Origin of the sequence: Clostridium sp. HBUAS56017 (assembly GCF_007115085.1) — a bacterium.
GTDB lineage: Bacteria > Bacillota > Clostridia > Clostridiales > Clostridiaceae > Clostridium > Clostridium cibarium.
On sequence record NZ_SULK01000001.1, the window covers coordinates 52891 to 75864 of the forward strand.

At 29.0% G+C, this 22974-nt stretch carries 23 protein-coding genes; 3 read left to right on the forward strand and 20 right to left on the reverse strand.

Features of this window, described 5'->3' with window-relative positions:
* Positions 1-88 precede the first annotated feature (88 nt).
* Positions 89-958 (forward strand): methionyl aminopeptidase, encoded by an 870-nt coding sequence (locus FAY47_RS00335; RefSeq protein WP_143314286.1) that lies wholly within the window; start codon positions 89-91, stop codon positions 956-958.
* A 100-nt stretch (positions 959-1058) separates the two neighbouring features.
* Here the strand turns inward: FAY47_RS00335 and deoC are convergent, their stop codons facing one another.
* Together deoC and FAY47_RS00345 are read right to left on the reverse strand one after the other, a co-directional pair.
* Positions 1059-1724 carry a deoxyribose-phosphate aldolase gene (deoC, locus tag FAY47_RS00340; protein WP_143314288.1) on the reverse strand — a complete coding sequence of 222 codons (666 nt, stop codon included), beginning with the start codon at positions 1722-1724 and terminating at the stop codon, positions 1059-1061.
* Positions 1725-1802: 78 nt separating this feature from the next.
* The gene (locus tag FAY47_RS00345; protein WP_143314290.1) at positions 1803-2714 is read right to left on the reverse strand and encodes a D-alanyl-D-alanine carboxypeptidase family protein; all 912 of its coding nucleotides are present in this window, start codon (positions 2712-2714) and stop codon (positions 1803-1805) included.
* Positions 2715-2851: 137 nt separating this feature from the next.
* Here FAY47_RS00345 and FAY47_RS00350 point away from each other — a divergent pair, with 137 nt between their 5' ends.
* Positions 2852-3433, forward strand: a complete 582-nt coding sequence (locus FAY47_RS00350) for a DUF2953 domain-containing protein (RefSeq protein ID WP_185966665.1) — start codon at positions 2852-2854, stop codon at positions 3431-3433.
* On the forward strand, positions 3430-3882 hold the full coding sequence (gene ytfJ / locus FAY47_RS00355; protein WP_143314294.1) for a GerW family sporulation protein: 453 nt from the start codon (positions 3430-3432) through the stop codon (positions 3880-3882). The genes FAY47_RS00350 and ytfJ overlap by 4 nt, the downstream gene beginning before the upstream one ends.
* 128 nt (positions 3883-4010) lie before the next feature.
* Here ytfJ and scpB read toward each other — a convergent pair whose 3' ends face one another.
* From scpB to recN, 18 genes are all read right to left on the reverse strand, one after another.
* The gene (gene scpB / locus FAY47_RS00360) at positions 4011-4613 is read right to left on the reverse strand and encodes an SMC-Scp complex subunit ScpB (RefSeq protein WP_143314296.1); all 603 of its coding nucleotides are present in this window, start codon (positions 4611-4613) and stop codon (positions 4011-4013) included.
* A complete protein-coding gene (locus FAY47_RS00365; RefSeq protein WP_143314298.1) occupies positions 4606-5355 on the reverse strand; it encodes a segregation/condensation protein A in 750 nt (249 codons plus the stop codon). Before FAY47_RS00365 ends, scpB begins: the two co-directional genes overlap by 8 nt.
* A 134-nt stretch (positions 5356-5489) precedes the next feature.
* On the reverse strand, positions 5490-6758 hold the full coding sequence (locus FAY47_RS00370) for a D-alanyl-D-alanine carboxypeptidase family protein (RefSeq protein ID WP_243129487.1): 1269 nt from the start codon (positions 6756-6758) through the stop codon (positions 5490-5492).
* Between the two features lie 124 nt (positions 6759-6882).
* Entirely contained in the window at positions 6883-8187 is a 1305-nt protein-coding gene (locus FAY47_RS00375) for a pyrimidine-nucleoside phosphorylase (RefSeq protein WP_143314300.1), read from the reverse strand.
* A gap of 19 nt (positions 8188-8206) precedes the next feature.
* Positions 8207-9376: a phosphopentomutase gene (locus FAY47_RS00380; RefSeq protein WP_143314302.1), complete on the reverse strand. Its 1170-nt coding sequence runs from the start codon at positions 9374-9376 to the stop codon at positions 8207-8209.
* Positions 9377-9430: 54 nt separating this feature from the next.
* Entirely contained in the window at positions 9431-10309 is an 879-nt protein-coding gene (locus FAY47_RS00385) for a tyrosine-type recombinase/integrase (protein ID WP_143314303.1), read from the reverse strand.
* An 87-nt stretch (positions 10310-10396) separates the two neighbouring features.
* A complete protein-coding gene (gene spoIIM, locus FAY47_RS00390; RefSeq protein ID WP_143314304.1) occupies positions 10397-11026 on the reverse strand; it encodes a stage II sporulation protein M in 630 nt (209 codons plus the stop codon).
* A 153-nt stretch (positions 11027-11179) separates the two neighbouring features.
* Positions 11180-11698 carry an NUDIX hydrolase gene (locus FAY47_RS00395; RefSeq protein WP_143314307.1) on the reverse strand — a complete coding sequence of 173 codons (519 nt, stop codon included), beginning with the start codon at positions 11696-11698 and terminating at the stop codon, positions 11180-11182.
* Between the two features lie 41 nt (positions 11699-11739).
* Entirely contained in the window at positions 11740-12231 is a 492-nt protein-coding gene (locus tag FAY47_RS00400) for a hypothetical protein (RefSeq protein ID WP_143314309.1), read from the reverse strand.
* Positions 12232-12391: 160 nt separating this feature from the next.
* Positions 12392-14428, reverse strand: a complete 2037-nt coding sequence (locus tag FAY47_RS00405) for a hypothetical protein (RefSeq protein ID WP_207706204.1) — start codon at positions 14426-14428, stop codon at positions 12392-12394.
* A 640-nt stretch (positions 14429-15068) separates the two neighbouring features.
* Positions 15069-15212, reverse strand: a complete 144-nt coding sequence (locus FAY47_RS20070; protein ID WP_185966666.1) for a hypothetical protein — start codon at positions 15210-15212, stop codon at positions 15069-15071.
* 683 nt (positions 15213-15895) lie between these two features.
* A complete protein-coding gene (locus FAY47_RS00410) occupies positions 15896-16300 on the reverse strand; it encodes a hypothetical protein (protein ID WP_143314311.1) in 405 nt (134 codons plus the stop codon).
* Between the two features lie 554 nt (positions 16301-16854).
* Entirely contained in the window at positions 16855-16989 is a 135-nt protein-coding gene (locus tag FAY47_RS21105; RefSeq protein WP_279232028.1) for a hypothetical protein, read from the reverse strand.
* A gap of 539 nt (positions 16990-17528) precedes the next feature.
* Entirely contained in the window at positions 17529-18311 is a 783-nt protein-coding gene (locus FAY47_RS00420) for a site-specific integrase (RefSeq protein ID WP_243129489.1), read from the reverse strand.
* A gap of 78 nt (positions 18312-18389) precedes the next feature.
* Positions 18390-18545, reverse strand: coding sequence for a hypothetical protein (locus tag FAY47_RS20740; protein WP_243129490.1), 156 nt, complete (start codon positions 18543-18545; stop codon positions 18390-18392).
* A 146-nt stretch (positions 18546-18691) separates the two neighbouring features.
* Positions 18692-19507: a sporulation transcription factor Spo0A gene (gene spo0A, locus FAY47_RS00425; RefSeq protein WP_143314313.1), complete on the reverse strand. Its 816-nt coding sequence runs from the start codon at positions 19505-19507 to the stop codon at positions 18692-18694.
* Between the two features lie 404 nt (positions 19508-19911).
* On the reverse strand, positions 19912-21099 hold the full coding sequence (spoIVB, locus tag FAY47_RS00430; protein WP_143314315.1) for a SpoIVB peptidase: 1188 nt from the start codon (positions 21097-21099) through the stop codon (positions 19912-19914).
* Between the two features lie 162 nt (positions 21100-21261).
* On the reverse strand, positions 21262-22956 hold the full coding sequence (recN, locus tag FAY47_RS00435; RefSeq protein WP_143314317.1) for a DNA repair protein RecN: 1695 nt from the start codon (positions 22954-22956) through the stop codon (positions 21262-21264).
* Positions 22957-22974: the final 18 nt, after the last annotated feature.

The following is a 22974-nucleotide window of genomic DNA, read 5'->3' on the forward strand; positions in this document are numbered from 1 at the left end:
TGTTACATCATTATACTTTTATTTCATTCCTATTCTTCCTTAAAAGTTATATAATAAATATAGATGACTAATAAAAGGAGAGATAAAAATGGATTTTAATAGAAATGATCTCTGTTGGTGTGGTAGTAATAAAAAATATAAAAAGTGTCATTTAGAATTTGATCAAAAAATACAATCATATGCAAATAAAGGTTGTATAACTCCACCAAGAGAACTAATAAAAAACGCAGAGCAAATTGAAGGAATAAGAGCAAGTGCTAAAATAAATACTGAGGTTTTAGATTTAGTTGCTAAAAATATTAGGATAGGCATGTCTACAGAAGATATAGATGTTTTAGTTCATGATTATACAGTTTCTAAAGGTGCAATTCCTGCTCCACTTAATTTTGAGGGATTTCCTAAAAGCTGTTGTACTTCTATAAATGATGAGATATGTCATGGTATTCCTGATAAGAATGTAATTTTAAAAGAAGGAGATATTATAAACGTAGATGTATCTACCATCTATAACGGATACTATTCTGATGCTTCACGAATGTTTATTATTGGAGAAGCCCATGAAGATTTAAAAAAATTGGTTAGAGTGTCTAAGGAATGCTTAGATTTAGCCCTTGAAGCTGCTAAACCTTGGGGTTTTCTTGGTGACATAGGCGAAGCTTGCCAAAAGCATGCTGAAGCAAATGGTTACTCTGTTGTCCGTGAATTTGGCGGCCATGGTGTTGGAATTGAATTCCATGAAGATCCTTTCGTAGCTCACGTAGGGAAAAAGGGTACCGATATGTTATTAGTTCCTGGTATGATTTTTACTATAGAACCTATGATTAATATGGGTAAACCTAATTTATTTGTAGATGCCGATAATGATTGGACAGCCTTAACAGAAGACGGATATCCTTCTTCTCAATGGGAATATACAATTCTTATAACTGAGACTGGAAATGAAATACTTACTCATTAGTATTTTTATATAAATTTAATAAATCATTTAGTTAAGCAAAAAATTCCTACTTACCTTTTGATATTATTGAAAGGTAAGTAGGAATTAAATTTCTTACTAATTAATATCCAGTAACTTCTTCATTATTAATTATTTTTACAATAGAACTAGTTCCAAGTCTGCTAGCTCCAATATTAATAAACAATTCAGCTGTTTCTAAATCTCTAACTCCTCCAGCTGCTTTTATCTTTACATTTGGACCTACATGTTTTGCAAATAATTCTAAATCTTCTTTAGTAGCTCCTCCTGTTCCAAATCCAGTAGAAGTCTTAATAAAATCAGCACCAGCCTTTGTTACAACTTCACACATTTTTACTTTTTCTTCTTCTGTTAAAAAACATGTTTCAATTATAACTTTAAGAATTTTTGAACCACAAGCTTCTTTTAATGCTTTAATTTCATCTTCTATAAGATCAAATTTTTTATCTTTAACCCATCCAAGGTTTATAACCATATCTATTTCATCTGCTCCATTTGCTAAAGCATCTTTTGTTTCAAACACCTTAGTTGCTTTTGTCATATACCCATTTGGGAAACCTATAACCGTACAAAGAGCCAACTTATCGCCAACATATTCTTTAGCTTCTTTAATATATGAAGGTGGTATGCAAACTGATGCTGTTTGATATTTTATACCATCATCACATATTCCTTTTATTTCTTCCCATGTACTAGTCTGACTTAATAATGTATGATCTACTGTACTTAATATTTTTTTCTTATCCATTTAACTTCCCCCTGTAACTTTTACTCTCTTCAGATTATCAAAATACTGTAAAAAAAGCAAACCATTTATTACAAAAGCTTACGTCCTAACTTCAAACTGTGCCTCTTCTTTTTCAAATCCATATTCCTCATCTTGATTTTTTACAAGTTCTTTCATAACCATACTTTCATAAGCATTGATTCCTTGTACATATTTATATATCTTTTCTGTTTGATTCCACCTATCTGGACAATTTAAAACTACAATTATTATATCTTTTCCATTATCATTAATGGATGAAACTAAACACTTTCCTGCTTGCCCTGTATAACCTGTTTTTACACCATTTGCTCCTGGTATTTTCCATAATATTTTATTTATATTATTATAACTTCTTGTAAAGTTATACTTTGATTTATCTATTTCTTTAGTTCCTACTATTTCTCTAAAGGTATCATATCCCATACCTTTTGCTGTTAAAATTGCAAGATCATAAGCTGATGAATAATGATCTTGTGAATCTAACCCATGAGGAGATTCGAAATGAGAATCTAATAATCCTAAACTAACAGCATAATGATTCATTATATCTGCAAACCCTTCAATTGATCCACCTATTCCTTCAGCTATAGTTATAGCTGCATCATTACCTGATTTATACATTAATCCATATAAAAGCTCCCTAATAGTTATTTGTTCCCCTTCTTTATATCCTACCTTAGAACCTCTTACACATGCAGCCTTTTTACTCACTGTAAAACTATTATCTAAATCACCTCTTTGAATTGCAATTAATGCTGTCAATATTTTTGTTGTACTAGCCATAGGAACTAACTCATAGCCTTTTTGCTCAAATAGTATCTGGCCTGTTTCTCTATCTATTGCTATTGCATTGTGAGCACTAACTCTAAAGTTACTCTTACTGTATGCTTCAGCAGTACATAGATTTATATTTAATATATAAATAGTAGTCACCATAAAGACAAATATTTTCCGCTTTATTTTTTTCATATAAACCACCTTCTAAATTGTACTATATGTGTAGTTTTTCTTTTTTTCGTTAAATAATACACCTCGTAAATAAAAATTATAGTTTATTTTGTGCATAACTGGTAATACTAAGAATGTTATATTTACGGAGGAATATCATGAAATTATTTCTATTTATAATTTTTCTTATTCTTTTTGTTCCTATCCCTATTAAAATTCACATACTTTTTTCTAAGGAAAATTACTATATAAAAATATATAACTTTTCATTAATAAAGAAAGAAAAAAAAGCAAAAAAGAGTTCTAATAAGGTAAAACCAGAACAAAAAGATAATAATGCTGAAAACAAAACTAAAAATGCAAAAAATACTTTTCTAAATGGGCTTTCTATAGATAAAGTATTAACAATAATTAAGGAATTTAAAAAATCAACATTTAAACCTAGCTTAAAAATTCATGGCTACTTTAATTACTCTATTGGAGATGCAGCTAAAACAGCTATTTTATATGGAATTTTATCAACGTATTCACCTTTACTCTCTTGGTTTTTTAGTATAATTTTTAAAATTAAAAAATTTGGATTCAATATAAATCCAATCTTTAAAGACGAAATTATTGCAGAAATTAAATTAACTAGTATAATAACCCTTTCTATAGCACAAATTATTTATATGGGAATTTTATTCATTAAGGTAATTTTATTCATTAAAGAAGATGAACTTAAAGGAGGTAAAATATGAATAATGAACATCCAATTGATAATTTAATGAAAAGTACAATGGAAAATCTTAGAGACATGATAGATGTTAATACAGTAATAGGTGATGCCGTTGAAACTAAGGATGGCAGTTATATTATTCCTATATCAAAAGTTAGTTTTGGTTTTGCATCAGGAGGTAGCGAATTTCCAGATAAATCAAATTCTGATAAACTTGAATCAAAATATCCTTTTGGAGGAGGGTCTGGTGCAGGTGTTACAGTGAAACCAGTTGCTTTCCTAGTTGTAAAAGAAGATTCTGTAAGGCTTCTTCCACTAGATCACGATAGTACATATGATAGAATTGTAGATACTGTACCTCAAGTTATGGATATGATAAAAGATCTTTTTAAAAAACCATCATCAAATAAAAGTCAAAAATCAGATTCATATGATTCCACTGATTATTCATGCAAATTGAATGATGAATAAACATGGAGTTAACTATCCTTAATAGAAATTTAATATTTCCATTTACACAAATAATTTTTTCATAAAAATATTTAAGTAAAAATAAGTGTCTTTAAATAATTTACTCATTATTCAAGACACTTATTTCTTTACTCTTCTTCCAATGTGATACTAGCTTCACTTTTCTCATCTTCTGACACGAATAGATCTAATGATGGTAACTCCTTCAAATCATTTAATCCAAATTGTCTTAAAAATTCTTCAGTAGTACCATATAAAATTGGCCTACCTGGAACTTCAAGTCTTCCAACTTCTCGAATAATTTCTTTTTCAACAAGTTTTTGAATAGCACTTTCGGATTTTACTCCTCTAATTTCATCAATGTCTATTCTCGTTATTGGTTGTTTATATGCTATAATAGCCAAACTTTCTAGTGAAGCTTGAGATAAGGATTGTCTTTTATTCTTTTTTAATAACTTTTGGATATAATCACTGTACTCACTTTTTGTTACTAATTGATATCCTCCGTTAATTTTAATTAACTTTATCCCTCTCACTTCATTTTCATAATCATTCATAAGCTCTGTAAGTAAATCTTCTACATATTTTGTACTAGCTTCTAGATGAATAGCTAAATCCTTTAACATAAGAGGTTCTCCACTTACAAAAAGCATTGCTTCTATTATAGCTTTTTCTACACCTCTTCTTGATGTCTCTTCGAATTCAAATTGTCCAACTTCAAAATTATTCATCCTCTTCTGCCATCCTTTCAATGATTATGGTACCAAAGCTTGAACTTTGATATACTTTAACGACTTTTTGTTTAATCATCTCTAACAAAGCTAAAAAAGTTACTACACATTCTATTTTACATTCACATTCCATCATTATATCTTCAAAATCTGTAGCTTTTCCTTTTTCTAATCTTTCTGATAAATAACTAAATTTATCTTCAATTTTATATTTGTCAACATAAATCTTTTTTTGAATAACGTTAGCTCTATTTTGTTTATTCCTATGGATTTCAATTAAATTATTATATATGTTATATAAATCTAATAAAGTAATATTCTTTAGTAAATCCTGATTATCTATAGGTTCTCTAACTTCTTCTATTATCTCTGGCTTTTTAGTGAATATACTACCGGAACTTGTATATCTTTCTCTAAAAAAATTAGTAGACTCCTTAATTTTTTTATAAAGAATTAGCTTTTCTAACAAATTCTTTTCAATATCTTCTTCATCTTCTTCTTCCTTTTTGGGCTTTGGAAGCAAAGTCTTTGACTTAATTTCTATAAGGGTTGCTGCAACAACAATAAATTCTGAAGTAATGTCCAAATCCATTTCTTTCATTTTATCCAAATAACTTAAATATTGGTTAGTTACCTTATATATTTCTACATTATAAATATTCATTTGATTTTTCTTTATTAAATGTAATAACAAGTCAAAGGGTCCTTCGAAATTATCTATTTTTATACTTGGTAATTCCATATATAATCCCCCTTTACCCTATAAAATTCTATAGTCTACTCTTTATTATAATATAATTTTTATTTTCTTTAAACCTAATTTTTTTCATAATAAAAGGCTGCTTCTTCAATAGAAACAGCTTTTTATTAATTATCCTATTTAAATATACTTTTTATATTATATTTAATACCTTCTAAGAATCCACCTTTTTCTATATCCCTATCAGAATATATTTGTACTTCTCCAACCTTCTCTTTTCCTAGATAAACTTCACATTTTCCTACTACATCGCCAACTTTATATTGTTCCTTAAGTTCGTCAATTACTATCTTCTTCTCTAATTCGCCATCAATTCCTTTTGGTATTACTACTTCTAAATCATTTAATGCTTTTGCTATAAAAAATTTATCAGTTTTTTCTCCCATTTTAACTTCTTCTACATCTTCGTCTTTTGATAATAATTTCTTTCCTTGAAACTTTGAAAAACCATGATTCATAAGAATACCAGCGTCTCTGTTTCTTATCTTATATGTAGGAGCTCCCATTATGACAGATAACATCCTTACCCCATTTCTTTTAGCTGTTGCAGAAATACAATATTTTGCTTCACTTGTATATCCTGTTTTTAAGCCATCACACCCCTCAAAAAACCTAACCAATTTATTATGATTTACGAGTTCTATTGGAGATTTTCTTCCTTCTGAAATTGTCTCCATATATATTCCTGAATATTTTAATATAGTTGGATGTTTTAGTAATTCTTGAGACATGATTGCAATATCCCTAGCAGTTGATAGATGTCCTTCTGCTGGAAGTCCGTTACAGTTTTTAAAAGTGGTATTTTTCATTCCAAGTTCTTTTGCTCTTTTGTTCATCAAGATAACAAAATCCCCTTCTGTCCCACCTATGTATTCAGCTATAGCTACTGCAGCATCATTTCCTGATGCGATAGCTACACCTTTAATAAGTTCTTCTAACGTTCTCACTTCACCTGTATCTAAGAGCATTGTACTTCCACCCATTTTCTTAGCATTTTCGCTACAGGTTACCTTATCTGATAAACTTACCTTTCCACTGTCAATAGCCTCCATAGCAAGTAACATTGTCATAATTTTTGTTACTGAAGCAGGTGCAAATTTCTCATCTATATTTTTCTCATAAATTATCTTTCCAGATATAGGTTCCATTAATAAAGCTGATTTTGCCTCTATGTTTTCTGCTCCACCTGGAGTACTTTCTTCTTTCCCCTCCTCTTTCTCATCTGCTTCTTCAGCTTCTGTTTCAGTTTCTGCCTTTTCCTCTGTTTTTGGTTCTTGTTTTATATCATCTTCTACTGCAAATGCTATGCTATTATTTGGAATTATAAAAAATGTTAGCATAAATAATAGATATAATGATATAACTTTTATGCATTTTTTCTTCATTTATCTTCCTCCTTTCAAGAATTATTATCTCCATTTACAAAAAAAATATCACATATTGTCATTTAAATAAAAAAGCTGTATCAAAGTTTTAATAAGTAAACTTTGATACAGCTTTATAATTTTTCTACTTTATTATTTCATAAATTAAAGGAATTGTTTCAATATAAGAATCAGAAATAACAATTTCCTGAAGAAGCTTTTCTACAGCTCTTTCACCCTTTTCTTTCGAATTTGCATAAACAGTAGCCAAGACTTCTCCTTCCTTAACCTCTTCCCCTCTTTTCTTTCCAAGTACTATTCCTACAGATAAGTCTATAACACTATCCTTAGTTGCCCTTCCAGCTCCAAGTTCCATTGCTATTATCCCTACTCTTTCAGCATGTATCTTAGAAATAAAACCAGCTCTTTTAGATTTAACTTCCAACTTATATTTAGCCTTTGGAAATAAGTCTAAATCATCAATCATATTAGGATCTCCACCTTGAGCTTTTACAAATTCCTTTAACTTTTCTATAGCTTTACCATTTTCTATAGTTTCTAATAAAAGTTTCTTACCTTCTTCTATATTATATGCCTTCTTAGCTATCATTAACATGTTGCTACCTATTGTCAATGCTAACTCTAATAGATCCTTCGGTCCATTTCCTTTAAGAGTTTCAATAGCTTCAATGATCTCTAAAGAATTACCTATAGCAAAACCTAAAGGTTGATCCATATCTGAAATTACTGCAACAGTTTCTCTTCCTACATGTTTTCCTATATCAACCATTTCTCTAGCTAATGCTCTTGCATCTTCTGGAGTTTTCATAAAAGCTCCTTCTCCAACTTTTACATCAAGAACTATTCCATCAGCACCAGAAGCTATTTTTTTACTCATTATACTAGATGCAATTAATGACATATTATCAACTGTAGCTGTAACATCTCTTAATGCATATAGTTTTTTATCTGCTGGCGCTAAATCTGTTGTTTGGCCCGCTATGGCTATTCCTATGTTATTTACATTTTTAATAAATTCTTCTTCTGTAAGTTCTACTGCGAATCCATTAAATGCTTCTAACTTATCTATAGTTCCTCCGGTATGTCCAAGTCCTCTACCTGACATTTTTGCAACAGGAACGCCAAGAGCTGCAACCATTGGTGTTAACACTATTGAAATACTATCTCCAACACCACCAGTCGAATGTTTATCAACCTTTATTCCATTAATTCTATCTAAATTATATTGTTCTCCTGAATTAACCATTGCCATTGTTAAATCAGCAGTTTCTCTCTTATTCATACTCTTAAAGAAAATTGCCATTAAAAGAGCTGAGGCTTGATAATCAGGAATTTCTCCCTTAGTAAAGCCTTGAATGAAATAATCTATTTCTTCAGTTGTTAGCTCTTCTCCTCTCCTTTTCTTTAAAATAACATCGTACATTCTCATACTTTATCCACCTAAACCTTTATAGAATGATATCTATAAAAGATTCGCCTTTCAATTGATTTGGAACATTCAAGTAATCTAATATAGTCTTTCCTATATCAGTAAAAGATTTTCTTACTCCTAATTCTGCTCCACCCTTAACATTTTTGCCATACACAAGTATTGGTATGTATTCTCTTGAATGGTCAGTACTCTTAGTAGTAGGATCACAGCCATGATCTGCTGTTAGTATTAAGATGTCATCTTCCTTAAGCTTACTATATATTTCTCCTAATCTAGAATCAAACTCCTCGATAGCCTTTCCATATCCTTCAGGATTATTTCTATGACCATAAAGCATGTCAAAATCGACTAAATTGGTAAATATAAGTCCTTCATCAATACTATCCATGTACTCTAATGTCTTATCTACCCCATCCATATTTCCATTTGTATGAACTGCATCTGTTATTCCCTTTTTATTATATATATCTTCGATTTTACCTACTGCAGCTACTTTCTTATTTGATTCCTTAATATATTCAAGCATAGTCTTACCAAATGGATCCAAAGCATAATCCCTTCTATTTGAAGTTCTCTTAAAGTTTGGTGCTTCTCCAACAAAAGGTCTTGCAATTACTCTACCTACCGCTTTATCTCCAACTAACATATTTCTAGCCACTTCACACATTTTGTAAAGATTATCAAGTCCTACAACCTCTTCATGAGCTGCAATTTGGAACACGCTATCAGCTGATGTATAAATAATTGGGTAACCAGTTTTTACATGCTCTTCTCCTAATTCCTCTATAATCTCAGTTCCTGAAGCTACTTTATTTCCTAGTATACCTTTGACCCCTGCCTTATCCATGAATTCCTTTATGATTTCCTCTGAAAATCCATTTGGATAAGTATTCAACGGCTTATCCAATACAACTCCTGCTATTTCCCAATGTCCAGTAACTGTATCCTTACCTATAGATTTTTCCATAGACTTACCAAAGGCCCCAATTACCTCTTCTTCTTTTCCAAGTTCATTAACTCCATCAATATTTCCAAACCCTAATTTTTTTAAATTTGGAACATTAATACCTCCAACACTTTTACATATGTTATCTAAAGTATGACTTCCTTTATCACCAAAAGCTTCAGCATCGGGCAATTCCCCAACTCCTAGGCTGTCTAAAACTATTAGTATTACTCTTTTCATTTAATGTTCTCCTTTCAATCTAGCAAATATCCTTTGTAAAAAATCATCATTTTCTTATGCTCTTGGATGTGATTTTTTATAGATTAAGTTTATTTTATCACTATTTATGATTTCATAATAGGTATCCATGTAAGTTAATACTTGATTTCCAAGTAATTTTTGAACTGCACGTACATTTGCACCATTTTGCAACATGTGAACTGCAAAGGAATGTCTAAAAGTGTTTAAATTAACATCTTTATCAATTCCAGCTTTATGAGAATATTCTTTTACTATTCTCCATATTCCTTGCCTTGTTAACTTGTTTCCATTTAAATTAACAAAAAGATTATTTACTCCTACTTCTGCTACCTGATCTCTAATAGAAAGATAATCTTCTATTGCTCTACATGCGCTTCTTCCAATAGGTATTAATCTTTCATAATGCTTGTTATCAGTACATTTTACAAAAGACAAATCAAGATTAACATCCTCAACATTTATTCCAATAAGTTCAGACACCTTCATGCCAGTTGCATACATAAGCTCAAGTAAAGCATTATCTCTTATCCCTTTAACTCCATCTTTGTCTACAGACCTTATTATTCTATCTACCTCATCAATAGTCAATATTTGTGGTAATTTTTTTGTATTTCTGCTACTTTTATAAGTTATCTTAGGTATATCATTTACTAAAGATCTACTCTTTAAATATCCGTAAAAACTTCTTAGACTAATTACAATCCTATTTATTGAACGTTCTGATTTTCCTTGGTTTAAGAGATGTTGAATATAAGCCATAACTGCCACATTATCAGAACTATACAAATTCATTTCCTTCTTTTCTAGGAATTTTGTATAAAGATTTACGTCAGTCACATATGCATATACTGTATTTTCACTCTTATCATTTTGCAGCAAGTAGTTCTTATAATTATTTATAATTTCTATCATTACCTTCTCCTACACCATTATTATAATTATATATTCGACATAATCAACCTTTTCCCTTCATCTATTCATCATTATGTTGTCATTATTCTAACTATATATCTTTGTTACCACTAATTTTATTAAATTTGGACACACATAGGTTTCTATCATTATTCCAATCACAAATAGCCCAGCTATTATTATAAAGTAATTCCCTAAACTTTTGGGATTAAATTGAACATTACTCTTTTTCAAGAACTTTACTCTAAACTTGGAAGCAGACAGCTCTAAGGCTATAACACTTAATGCTATAAAGCATGGTATATAAATAATGTTTTGAGGTATTATAGATGCAAAAGCTAAGCCTATACCTTTTCCTTCAAATGTTGTTAATAGAAAAGTAAAAGTATATCCTAAACTAAACCCTTTAAAAAAATCGATAATTAAAATAATTGGAGCTCCAAAAAAAGTAAAACCTAGTACAAATATTGGAAGTATCAGATATAAGTTTTTTTTAACTACATCAAATAGTAAAGTGCTATAATTTATCTCTCTATCACCAATACCATTTACAAATGTAGTAAAATAATTAGCTAAATCTTCTTTATCTCCTAAGTTCATATATTTTACTGTATAAGATCCTACTACTATTCCTACACAAAATAGAAGTAAAACAATTATATAGTAAAGTTTATTTTCTCTAAAAGTTTCATTCATTTTTTCTATTAACTTATTCATCTCTTCATCCTCCTACTGTTGTTCTAAATAATACTATGATTACTATTTATAAATTATGCCTAGTAGGTAAATTACTAATATGTGAAGAGTGGAAAAAGGTACAAAACCTAAAATCTCTTTTAAGTTTTGTACCTTTCATTTGGAAATAATTTATTAAAGATACATCATAGATGATATTGTTTTTGCATCAATAATTTTTCCTTCTTTAATAAGCACTCTTACATCTTGAAGTTTATACGGTACTACTTCAATAAATTCATCATCATCTCCACCCTTAATTCCTTGAAATAGTTCAGAAGCTTTATATATGTGTATTTTTTCATCTGTAAATCCTGCACCTGTTGCAATCGTTCCTAAATACTCCATTTTTCTTGCTTTATATCCTGTTTCTTCTTCAAGTTCTCTATGTGCACACTCTACAGGATTTTCACCTTTTTCAAGTTTGCCAGCTGGAATTTCTAGTAAAGTCTTATTTAATGCCATTCTAAATTGCTCCACTAATAATATTGTTTCAGAATCTAGAAAAGCCAATAGTGCAACAGCTCCTGGATGTCGAACAACATCTCTGTTTCCTTCATTTCCATCAGGCAACCTTACCTTTAACTTTTCTACTACTAAAAAGTCACCTCTAAATACTTCTTTTTTATCAATAAGTGTTTCTTTAAAATCCATTACAATCCTCCCGATAAATATGTTACCAATTTACAAAATAATTATAACAAATCATCAGCATCAGTAATACTACTTATTTCCTCTTTAGAGCTTTCTTCTAAAACACTTTCTTCATTTTCAAACATTTCTTCTGTCGTTGATTTTTCTTCATATCCTTCACATTCTTCCTTCATCCACTTTACGTAGTCATTAATCTTCTGCACTACATCATATATTTCTATTGATTTATCTCTGTGAGCCTGACTTAATTTAAAGTCTCTTTCATTCTTTATTACATAGCTTGATTTGTCCTCAATAAAATCTATAGTACTCTCTAATGTGCTAGCCAAATTAAGCAATGAATTTCTTATTTCAGTAGCCATGGAAGGGAAATTATCAATGACATACTTAGTTATTTCTCTATCCATTATAGTTGTGTCTTTAATTTTTTTAAACTCATAATTTTCTACTTCCTTTTTCTCAATATTGTTTGTTTCATTCTGTGAAATTTCTGTATACTCATTACTTTTCTTAAAAAAACTTGATTTAGCCATATTATTTAATACCACCTTTATATTTTATTAAATTATATTCTATATGTAATATATTACCATATTATTCCAATAAAAAACACCTCTATAGTAACTTTTTTTACTATAGAAGTGTTTTTAGTATTTGCATATTTATTAAAATCTATTAAGGGTTGTTTAATTTTTAATATATTGTTTTAAGCCAATCTTGGGAGCTTAATTGAATGCTTCCTGCTCCAGCTCCATTAACTCCTGTTAATCTATCTATTAATGTTGCTGGATCATCAATTTTGTAATTATAAGGTAATTCAGAAAATCCGTTCCACGAGAAGCTTAAAGCTGGTGCTACCGGATTTGGTGCTAAAGGACTACCTGCTGTATCACTATCTCCTCTATATGACACATTATCATATTTATAGATAGTATCCGTTGCCTTAATCTTACCTGTATAATTTGCTTTATTAGGATCTTTTTGATTATTTCTTAGTGGGTTTTGAACCCCTAAAATTTGGCTCTTTTCTACAAGCACTGCACCACCTTCTGTAGATAATGCACCATTACTTGAAATGCCAAAATGATATCCTGCCTTTATTATTGCAGCAGTAACAGCTGAAGGCACTAATTTCGAAGCTTCATGAGCCCCTGTTGCATCCATTACTACATTATAAACATGTGCATTTCCACCTCTTAGTCTAGGCATACGATCTTGAGAATCTTTATAATAATTATGATGTAAAGTTACTTGTAGTTTTGCATTGTCACTTGCAAACTCTGTAGAACCAATTAAATGTGTTTTCTTTTGTGGAGCTGAAACTTTCATTATATCTTCTTTGCTTAATCCTTGAGATTTAACAAAGTTATACATTGGATACTTTGCTATGTTCTTCTCCATCTCGTCAAACATAGCAGTATAGAATCCTCCACTTGTCATATCACCTGGTAAGAACTTAGACCAAGATATAGTAAGACCTGTTGTACCTTTCTTTGAATCAACTATACCATCGTATGCTTTGCCAAAAGTACAGTGATCAATCCATACACCTTGACATCCCTGAACAGTCATGTAATCCCAGTCATTTCTATCATAATTTCCTTTTGTATTCTCATCCCATTCCCAAAGTTCATCAAATTGTAGATTTCTAATAACTACATTCTTACAACCATCTAAGGTTATACCAGCATGTTTCAACTTAGCTCCATTCTTAGAATAAATGGTAAGTCCATTAAAACTTTTAACATAAAGCTTACTTACACCAGTTTCCTTTAATATTGGATGTGTAAGTGGTGTATTAGCAGCACCAAAAGGTGATCCTTTTGCTGATTCTGGAATCTCGTTCCATCCTAAATTAATATCATTCATTATTTCTATAACTTTAGCATCTGATCTCTTATTCAAGGCTTCTGCTAATTCTGCTGCATTTGTTACTTTCTTATAATAAGGACTTGATTCGTCAATTACTCCACCACCTTGGTTTCCAGATGAAAATCCTGTAATTGAATATTCATTTAATGTTCCTACATTTCCTTGGTTTGGATTCACTGGCTTTGTTGGTTCAGATGGATTTGTTGGTTTTGTTTCATCATCGTTTGTATCAGTAGTTGCTCCTATAACTTTTACATTATCATAAGTAGCACTTACTTTACTTGCCATTAATCCAACTGCTCCATTTTGTAAAGAATTATCATCCTTTTCTAATAGTAAAGTATCGTTTATGTACACTTTAATTGTTGTTCCTACCATTTCAAGCTTTACATTATATCTAGTACCAGCTTTGATCTCTGTTGAAGCTTTTGCTATAGTTTTATTGGATCCATTTACTTTCTTTTTTAATTCAACAGTTCCACCATTTTTGCTACTTAAGCTAACAGCATAGTAATTTTTAGCATCAGCATAACGTCCGCATAATAATGCTTTATTAGATCCATTAAAATCTAATACTTTTACATCTGCTTGTACACTATAGTCTGTCCATGCCTTGTCTCCTCTTGTAGCAACACCTTCAACTTTCTTTGAAGTCTGGCTAAACACTTGACTCTCGTCACTAGTTAAATCCCAACTTCCCTTTTCAACATTCCAGTTTTGACAACCTGATTCAAAGTCATCACTAAAATAACTTTCAGATGCAAATGTCACTTTTTGTGGCACTGCAACACCCATGAGCAAAGAAGTTGCAACTATACAGCATAAAGTTTTTCCTTTAAACTTTCTCCTGTATTTCATAAACATAAACCTCCCTCTATCTTTTTGTCTGCACTTGTATACTAATATTACATAAATTCATACACATACTAACATATTGAAAATGTCAACACAACAGTCATTTCCTAAAGTTGCTATTCTACTTCTTGAAATACACATACTTAAAATTTACGACTTTATTGTATACCATTTTTATGAATGTCTGTTATTTTTTGATTGAAATAAAAAACCTTCATATTCTCAGGTAATATTTCATATAAAAAACAATCTTATTAATCTGCAAATCAATAAAAAACATCTCCTATCCATTAGTACTTAAACTAATAAATAGGAGATATTTGCCTAATAATACAATATTATATTTATTGTAATAATTATTTTTAATATCATTTAGATAAAAAATTTCAGCTCTATACTTAGGATTTTGAAGATTGAACTTTTTTACATACAAATCAATTTCTTTGCTTTTATTGTTATTAGTTATATAGTTGTAAATAAACTGTAAAATCTATATAACTTTTATATTTTGTAAATATATTTTGTAATTCTAATGATTTATTATAAGTTCCATTTCTTAAAGCATTTATTGGTTTTAACAAAAAATCATTTTTAACATAATTTTCAGATAACAAAGTATTATTACTATAATATTTATTTTGAATTAAATAATTAAATATAAGTCCTTAGTTTCTTCATAAAATTCAAATGCATCAATTCCCATATCGTTATAATCAATTATTTTTCCTTCTATCAATTCCTCTTCTTCATAAAAAAATTTATCTAAAACCCAATAATTAAATGCCATTCATATTTAAATTTTTTCTCATATTCTATTATAGCCTGCTTAATTTGTTTTCTAAAATTGCTTTCCAAATTAATCATCCTTTTCATCTTTTGTTAAATTTAATTAAATTTTATTGTATTTCTTTATATAAGTCAATTTCATTGTTTTATACTTTATTTTTTCTACTTTGCTTTAATTTATTAATCATTACTCCTATTTTTGTTTTGCTTTTGTATTATTTCTCGCTTTGATTAATACACCCCCTATATCTTTATTATTTTTTCGTTGTAAGTTTTACAATAAGCCCCATAAATTACTATATTGTTTATAAAAAACTCCTACTTAAAGCCTGTTTTATTCCTAACTTATTTTTATTCATGTATGTTATTAATGATAATCCTCCGTAAACAGCATCATCACTTAATAGAAACAGCGTTATCCTATTATTTATGCAATCATCTATTCCAATAATTATAATAAAATTAATTTTATAATTATCTTCTAATCAAGTAACTGCCCCATTTTTAAAATTTGTTTCAGCCTCCTAATTTATTTATTGAATTAAAATTCGCAGTTTATGATTCCATACTGTTAACATAATAATGATGCAAATAGTGAAGCCTGATTTATAAATCAGGCTTCACATAATTATACTTATTAATACATGGTATACAAGCCTTCATAATACGTATATGATTATTCCATTAATCAGGATATCTAAAAGTATATGTTTTAGATACACCGTTGCATGTTGTTTTAATTCTTCCAAACACTAGAACCGCACCTACGCACCTACGAGTATAATGAATATAATCATGAGCATCAATTTTAACCGTTTGACTATAAGTTTTTAATGCATTACCATGTGAATCGCATCCTTCAATTGTATATTCTACAGTTATTGGATACGATGATGGATTTTTCAAAGTATAATTAAATCCTTTGCTTGTAAAATCAATGCTACAATCTGCTTCAACACCAGTACTTCTACTAACAGTAGCAATAGTATTATTATTAGTACTTGCAGAAGCTACCACAGAAATTTGTGATGAAACTCCTAAGGCTAAAGCCAAAGCTAACATAAGTGATACAATTCTTTTCTTTTTCATAATAAACATCTCCCTTTTATATTATATCTAATTTTAACATAATATTGTTAAAATGTAAATAAGTGTAATTAAGTTTTCTATTTAACCAATAAGACACCATTTATAATTTTATTACTTTTCATAATCTATATTCTTTTATTTATTTCACATGATGTTCACATAATATAGCCATCATATTGCCACAATCTCTCTATATAATAAACTCATAAAGTTAATAAGACATTATTTGTTCCCCTAAAAAATAGATAATGTAATATTTTAGAATGGCTTATCTTCACCCTTGATTTAGCCATTCTTTTTTTATAGCTTTCCTTATTAATTTTAATTTATTTGTCTAACATTTCTATGAAAGGTTAATGAATAAACCTAAGTGCTAACATGAATTATTCTTAATTATATTCTCTGAACTATGTGGATCTGTGACTTATGGAGTTTATATAAGATACAATTATGAACTCAAAAAAGAACCTAGAAATAACTAGGTTCTAAACACTTTTATTTACTTTTAATAGATTTCACACTTCAATTCCAATAATTTGAATTCAAATTTCTCCCTATTTAACACATTTATCGCAAGGGTCTGTTTTAGGACAACTTGATGCCTGTCCTTCTAATATGTTCTTACTTTTAGCAAGTGTAGGGCAATCTTTTCTATAATGATATGATTTTCCATTAGCTACCCAATACACAGTTCTATTTCCTTGGGCTGGTTCATTTGTAGTAGTCGAATTACTAGAAGAACTACTCCCAGTACTAGTTTTTGTATTATTTATAATAGTATTATCCTCATTAGTAACTGGCTTTTCTATATTATTATCTGTAGTAACAGTATTTTGATTTTGGACCTTTGTATTATCTTCAGTATTAACTACTTGTTCAGGTTCTAATACTTCTTCTGTTTTAGATTCTTCCTCATTTATTTTTGGTTCTGATTTAGGAATAGTAACGCCAACTAATATAAACGAAACTACTAAAGCTGTTCCAAAATATTAATATAAATAAAATTGCCATTCTCTTCCCCTCCGTAATTTTTATTATAAATTTAATATTAATCTACATTTACATAATACTACATTTTACCCACTACTTCTACGAAACAAAGAAAGAGAATCCAAAATATTTTCTATAACTATCTTGTTATTTGTTTACATTTCATAGTACTCAATACTTTTTATTTATTTTGCAAAAAAACCCTATAACTAGTTAAAGTTGTAGGGTTTATAATTATTTAATAATTCTTATCATACATATTTGCTAAAGGACTATACGATTGATATTTCTTTCTTAAATCTTCATTCTGCAAGTCTAAATAAGTTGATTCTGTTACTGCTGTGCTACTATGTCCTAATATTTTAGATAATATAGGTAACGGCATTCCTGATAATAAACTTCTTCGAGCCAAATTATTTCTAAGTCCATGTGGCGTAATATACTTATTTATTTTAGTTCTTTTTAAATACCCTCTAAAGTTCCTCTCAAAATTTTGGTTACAAATTATCCTATTAGTCCTTTGAGTTTGGAATAATAATTCTGTTTTTTGCATAGTGTCTTTAAACTTTAACCATCTTTGTAGTAGTTTAGGCATCTGAACACTAAAGAAAATCACCCTGTCTTTTCTACCTTTCGTTAAATCTGCTAGTATTAGTATAGTTCTTCTTAATAAATCAATGTCGTTTATATTTAAATGCAATGTTTCATTCAATCTCATACCTGTGTCAAAAATTAAATTGATTATTATATGATCTCGAAACTCATGAAATTTAGTCCAATCTAAACATCTAGCAAGTTTTTTAAACTCTTCATCTGCTAATTGTTCCTTAGCTCTTCCTTCTGTTTTTATAAATTTACATTTATGAACATCACTCTCTTTAATTATTTGCATATCCACTAAATAACTAAAAAATGCTTTTATATTTCTTAAATAATTATTTAATGTTGAATTAGATACTTCTTTCCCTATATCTATTCTTTTGTCTATATTAGCCTTTAGCATCCCTTCTTCTGATACCACAAAAGAAATATTTGCCCCTCTATTTTGTGAAGCTTATATACTCTTTTACGACTTCTTTATCGATTTTACTGATACTTGTTATTTCTTTTTTTCCTCCAGATATTTTGAAAATAACATAAGAGTTTGGTGATATGATTTTATAGTTTTTATAGTTAAATTTTTGTAATTACAATATTCTAAGTAATCTACTATAATATCGTCAATTGATTTTGATTTTTTTGAAATTCTAGGCATAAAAATGCACCTCCAATATATTGACTTTAACCAATATATTAAAGGTACTATTCTTATCATATTTATTGCTATGAAATTCATATTTCTAGGATTATTTTTTGAGTTTATTGGCTTGAATTTTACCAAAAATAGCTCAGTTAAGCGATCTAGCTTACTTTGTTTTTTAATCTTAGCTTATCTGCAATTATTGCAATAAATTCACTATTTGTTGGCTTACCTTTTTCATTATGAACAGTATATCCAAATAGTCTATTTATTGCTTCTACTTGACCTCTTCCCCAAGCTACTTCTATAGCATGCCTTATTGCTCTTTCTACTCTTGAAGCAGTTGTATTATATTTTTTTGCTATTGAAGGATATAATTCTTTAGTAACAGCTGATAATAACTCCATATCATTAACAACCATTGTAATAGCTTCTCTTAAATACATATATCCTTTAATATGTGCTGGTACTCCTACTTCATGTATAATATTTGTTATTTCTGTTTCAAGATCTACAGGTCCTTTACTAGTTGCTGCTGTTTCTCTTTGCATAATTGGCATTTGAGCAACATGTCTTCCTATATCAGCTACTTCTGTTGTATTGAACATTTCTCTAATTCTTTTTGTGAAAATATCCATGTCAAATGGTTTAACAACATAATAATCTGCACCTAATGTAATTGCTTGTTGTGTTATTTTGTCCTGCCCTACTGCAGATAATACTATTACTCTTGGAACCTTCTCTAAAGTCATACTATTAAGTCTCTCTAAAACTCCTAAACCGTCTAAGTGAGGCATAATAATATCTAGAACAACCAAATCAGGTTGTCTCTCTTCAATTAGCTCTAAAGCTTCTCTCCCATCCTTCGCAATTCCTGTTACAACGATATCTTTTTGATTTAATAAATAATCATTAAGTATGCTGCAAAACTCTTTGTTATCATCAGCAATAAGTACTGATATTTTTGAATCTTCCATGTATTTCTCCCCTTTATCCAATATTTACCATCATAATTGATCTATTTAAATATTGTAAATTATTCTAACATGATGAAAATATATTATTTCCGTATCTTAACTGTATTCGACAAAACTAACTCGAAATCCTTCCTAAAAATAAATATAAAAAATTCAAGATATTAGAAATAATTTGACAATATATTTTTACAATTTTTATGATAGTACCCAATTCAAATGGATTTAATCCATTTATCTTTAATATTTCTTCCACTATTTGTAAATTATACACTATTATTTATTATTCGTAAATACTTTTAAATCATTTTTTTTATTTTGTTTACTCTATAGTAACTTAATTAGCTAGAATTGTATCGTGAATATAATAATAATTGGCAAGAATTTTGTATTCTTGCCAATTATTATTACTTAATTAATCCTACGTCTTCCAACATCCAGTCTATATAAATTCCATACCCTACATCTGGTTTATTAATTAACACATGTGTTACAGCTCCTACTATTTTACCATTTTGTATTATTGGACTTCCACTCATACCTTGCACTATTCCTCCTGTTTTTGCCAAAAGTTCCTCATCCGTTATCTTTATTATCATGCTTTTAGGCCCAGGCTCATTTTGTTCAAATAGCTTTACTATTTCTATTTCATATTCTTTTGGTTCATTTTCATCTACAGTTGTTATTATTGATGCCTTTCCTATATTTATTTCATCCCTCTTTGCCACATGCATTGGTTTTGTATTATTAAATTTGCATGCATTTTTATTTCCTTCTCCAAATATCCCACATTGAGTATTTTTTTGTATTTTTCCTAATGGACTATCCTCTTCTTGGAATATCCCTCTAAGTTCTCCTGGAAGTCCCTTTTCACCTTTTTTTACACTAATAATTGATGACTTTAACAATTCTCCTTCCCTTATTGCAAAAGGCTCATTTGTTTCTCCATCTGTTACAGGATGTCCTAATGCCCCAAACTTACCACTTTTTTCATCATAAAATGTCATCGTTCCTACTCCAGCAGTTGAATCTCTTACCCATAATCCTATCTTGTACCCCTCATCTTTTTCCTCTATAAGTTTTATCTCCTTCTTTACATTCATCCCATCTCTAACAATATCTAATTCTAATTTGTTTGATTTTGAATTTTTCACTTTATCAATTAAATCTTTAGACTTCTCTATCTTTTCACCATTAACTTTAATTATTAGATCACCTATTTCGACACCTGCAAACTTTGCTGGACTTTCTTTTTTTTCATTATTAACCATTACATCTGAATGGCCTACAACTAATACACCTTCTGATGATAACCTAACACCAATACTATTCCCTCCTGGAATTACCTCTATATCATCTACTTTTCTAGCTGCTACAGATTTAGCTTGAAATGCTTTTAATAATTTATCTTTAAATTTTATATTTGAATTATTAAAATTAGCTAAAAGAGACATGTCTTCTTTAAAAGCTTCCAATGCCTGCATTTTATTTTTATTAGAATAATCAGGTATACTACTAATAGAAAGGCATGCCATAATTACCAGAATCAAGATTGGAGTTACTAATTTTATTCTTTTATTTAATACCTTCTTCATCTTTTCTCCTCCTCCTTTGCTTCTGTCTTTAAGTTGCCCTTTGTACATACCTTATATGCTATATTAAGTTTTCTATTATAGACAAAAATTTTTAACTAAAAAAAATAAAACCACATATCCTATGTGGTTTTATTTTTTCCAAAATCCCATTACTTATGTACTCTAATTGCCTTTTATCTCTTGTTTTTTATTTTCTGAAAACCTAAGCATTTCTCTAACGTTTTCCAATGTTGCCTCTGTAACTTCTCTACCGCCTAACATAGATGCAACTTGTTCTATTTTTTCATTAATTGATAAAAGTTCTATTTTGGTAAAAGTCTTTTCATCTTTCACTTCTTTTGAAACAAAATAATGATAATCTGACAATATTGCAATTTGTGGTAAGTGTGTTATGCACAAGACTTGATGTCCTAAAGAAACTTCATACATCTTTTCTCCAACTCGTTGTCCAACTTCACCACTTATTCCAGTATCAATTTCATCAAATATTAATGTAGAAATATCATCTTTATCTGCAAATACGCATTTTAATGCAAGCATTATTCTTGAAAGTTCACCACCAGATAAAACTTTTTCAAGTGGCTTTAAAGGTTCTCCAGGATTAGTCGATATCATTATATTAACCTCATCAAAACCTCTTTCTTTAATATCATTTTCAAGTTGCACTTCAATATGCATTCTTGATTTATCTAAGCCTACATAGGAAAGTTCTTCTAAAATCTTCTCTTCTAAAATCTTACTATTTTCACATCTTATATCATGCAATTTGCATCCAATACTTCTTAATTCCTTCAAAATATTATTTTCTTTTACCTTTAACTCATTTATTATTTCTTCGGCATTTATAAGTTCATCATATTTTTCTTTTAATTTTTTATAATATTCTATAACTTCTTTTATTGTTGTTCCGTACTTCTTTTTGTATGTATTTATTTCATAAATTCTTTCATTAATCTTTGCAAGTCTAGATTCATCATAAACTATTTCACTACCTAAATCTCTAATATCCCTTGCTACTTCTTGAATATTAAAATAAGCACCTTCAAGCAATTCTCTTTTTTCTCTTACTGTTTCTAAGTGTTTCTCGATGGATGAAATTTCACTTATTACTTTTGATAAAGATTCTAGTATTGAATTTCCATCTTCTCTAGAATCAAGATAACCATAACTAACTTTTATTGATGATATTATTTTTTCTGCATTGGATAAGATATTGTATTCTTCTTTTAATTCCTCTTCCTCACCAATTTGTAATTTTCCTTTCTCTATATCCTCAATTTGAAATTTAGTGTAATCTATTAATTTTTCTCTGTCCTCGCTTCCTTTAATGGCAGATATTTTATCTCTTATACTATGTAATTCTTCCTTCAATTTTAAAAATTCATTTAAAGGTTTTTCTATTTCCTTACCTATAAAATTATCTAAATATAAAATATGGCTTCCTCTTTGTAGTAGTGTTTGATTTTGATGCTGTCCATGAATATCTAATAGTTTTTCACGAATTTTTTTCAATTGAGATACTATTAAACTTTTTCCATTTACCTTAACTATACTCTTTCCACTTATTAAAGTCATTCTTGATATTATTAATATATCATCGTATTCTATACCAATTTCATCTAAAATTAAATTAATTTTTTTATTATTTAATGAAAATACTGCTTCAACATAAGTTCTATCCTTGCCTGTTCTAATAAGATCTTTTGAAAACTTTCCACCTAAAACATAGTCTATTGCATCGATAAGTATAGATTTTCCTGCTCCAGTCTCTCCTGAAAGTATATTAAACCCTTCTCTGAATTCAACTGTTAGCTCTTCTATTAAAGCAAAATTTTTAATGTTTAACTGTATTAACAAATTAACACCACCTTTTAC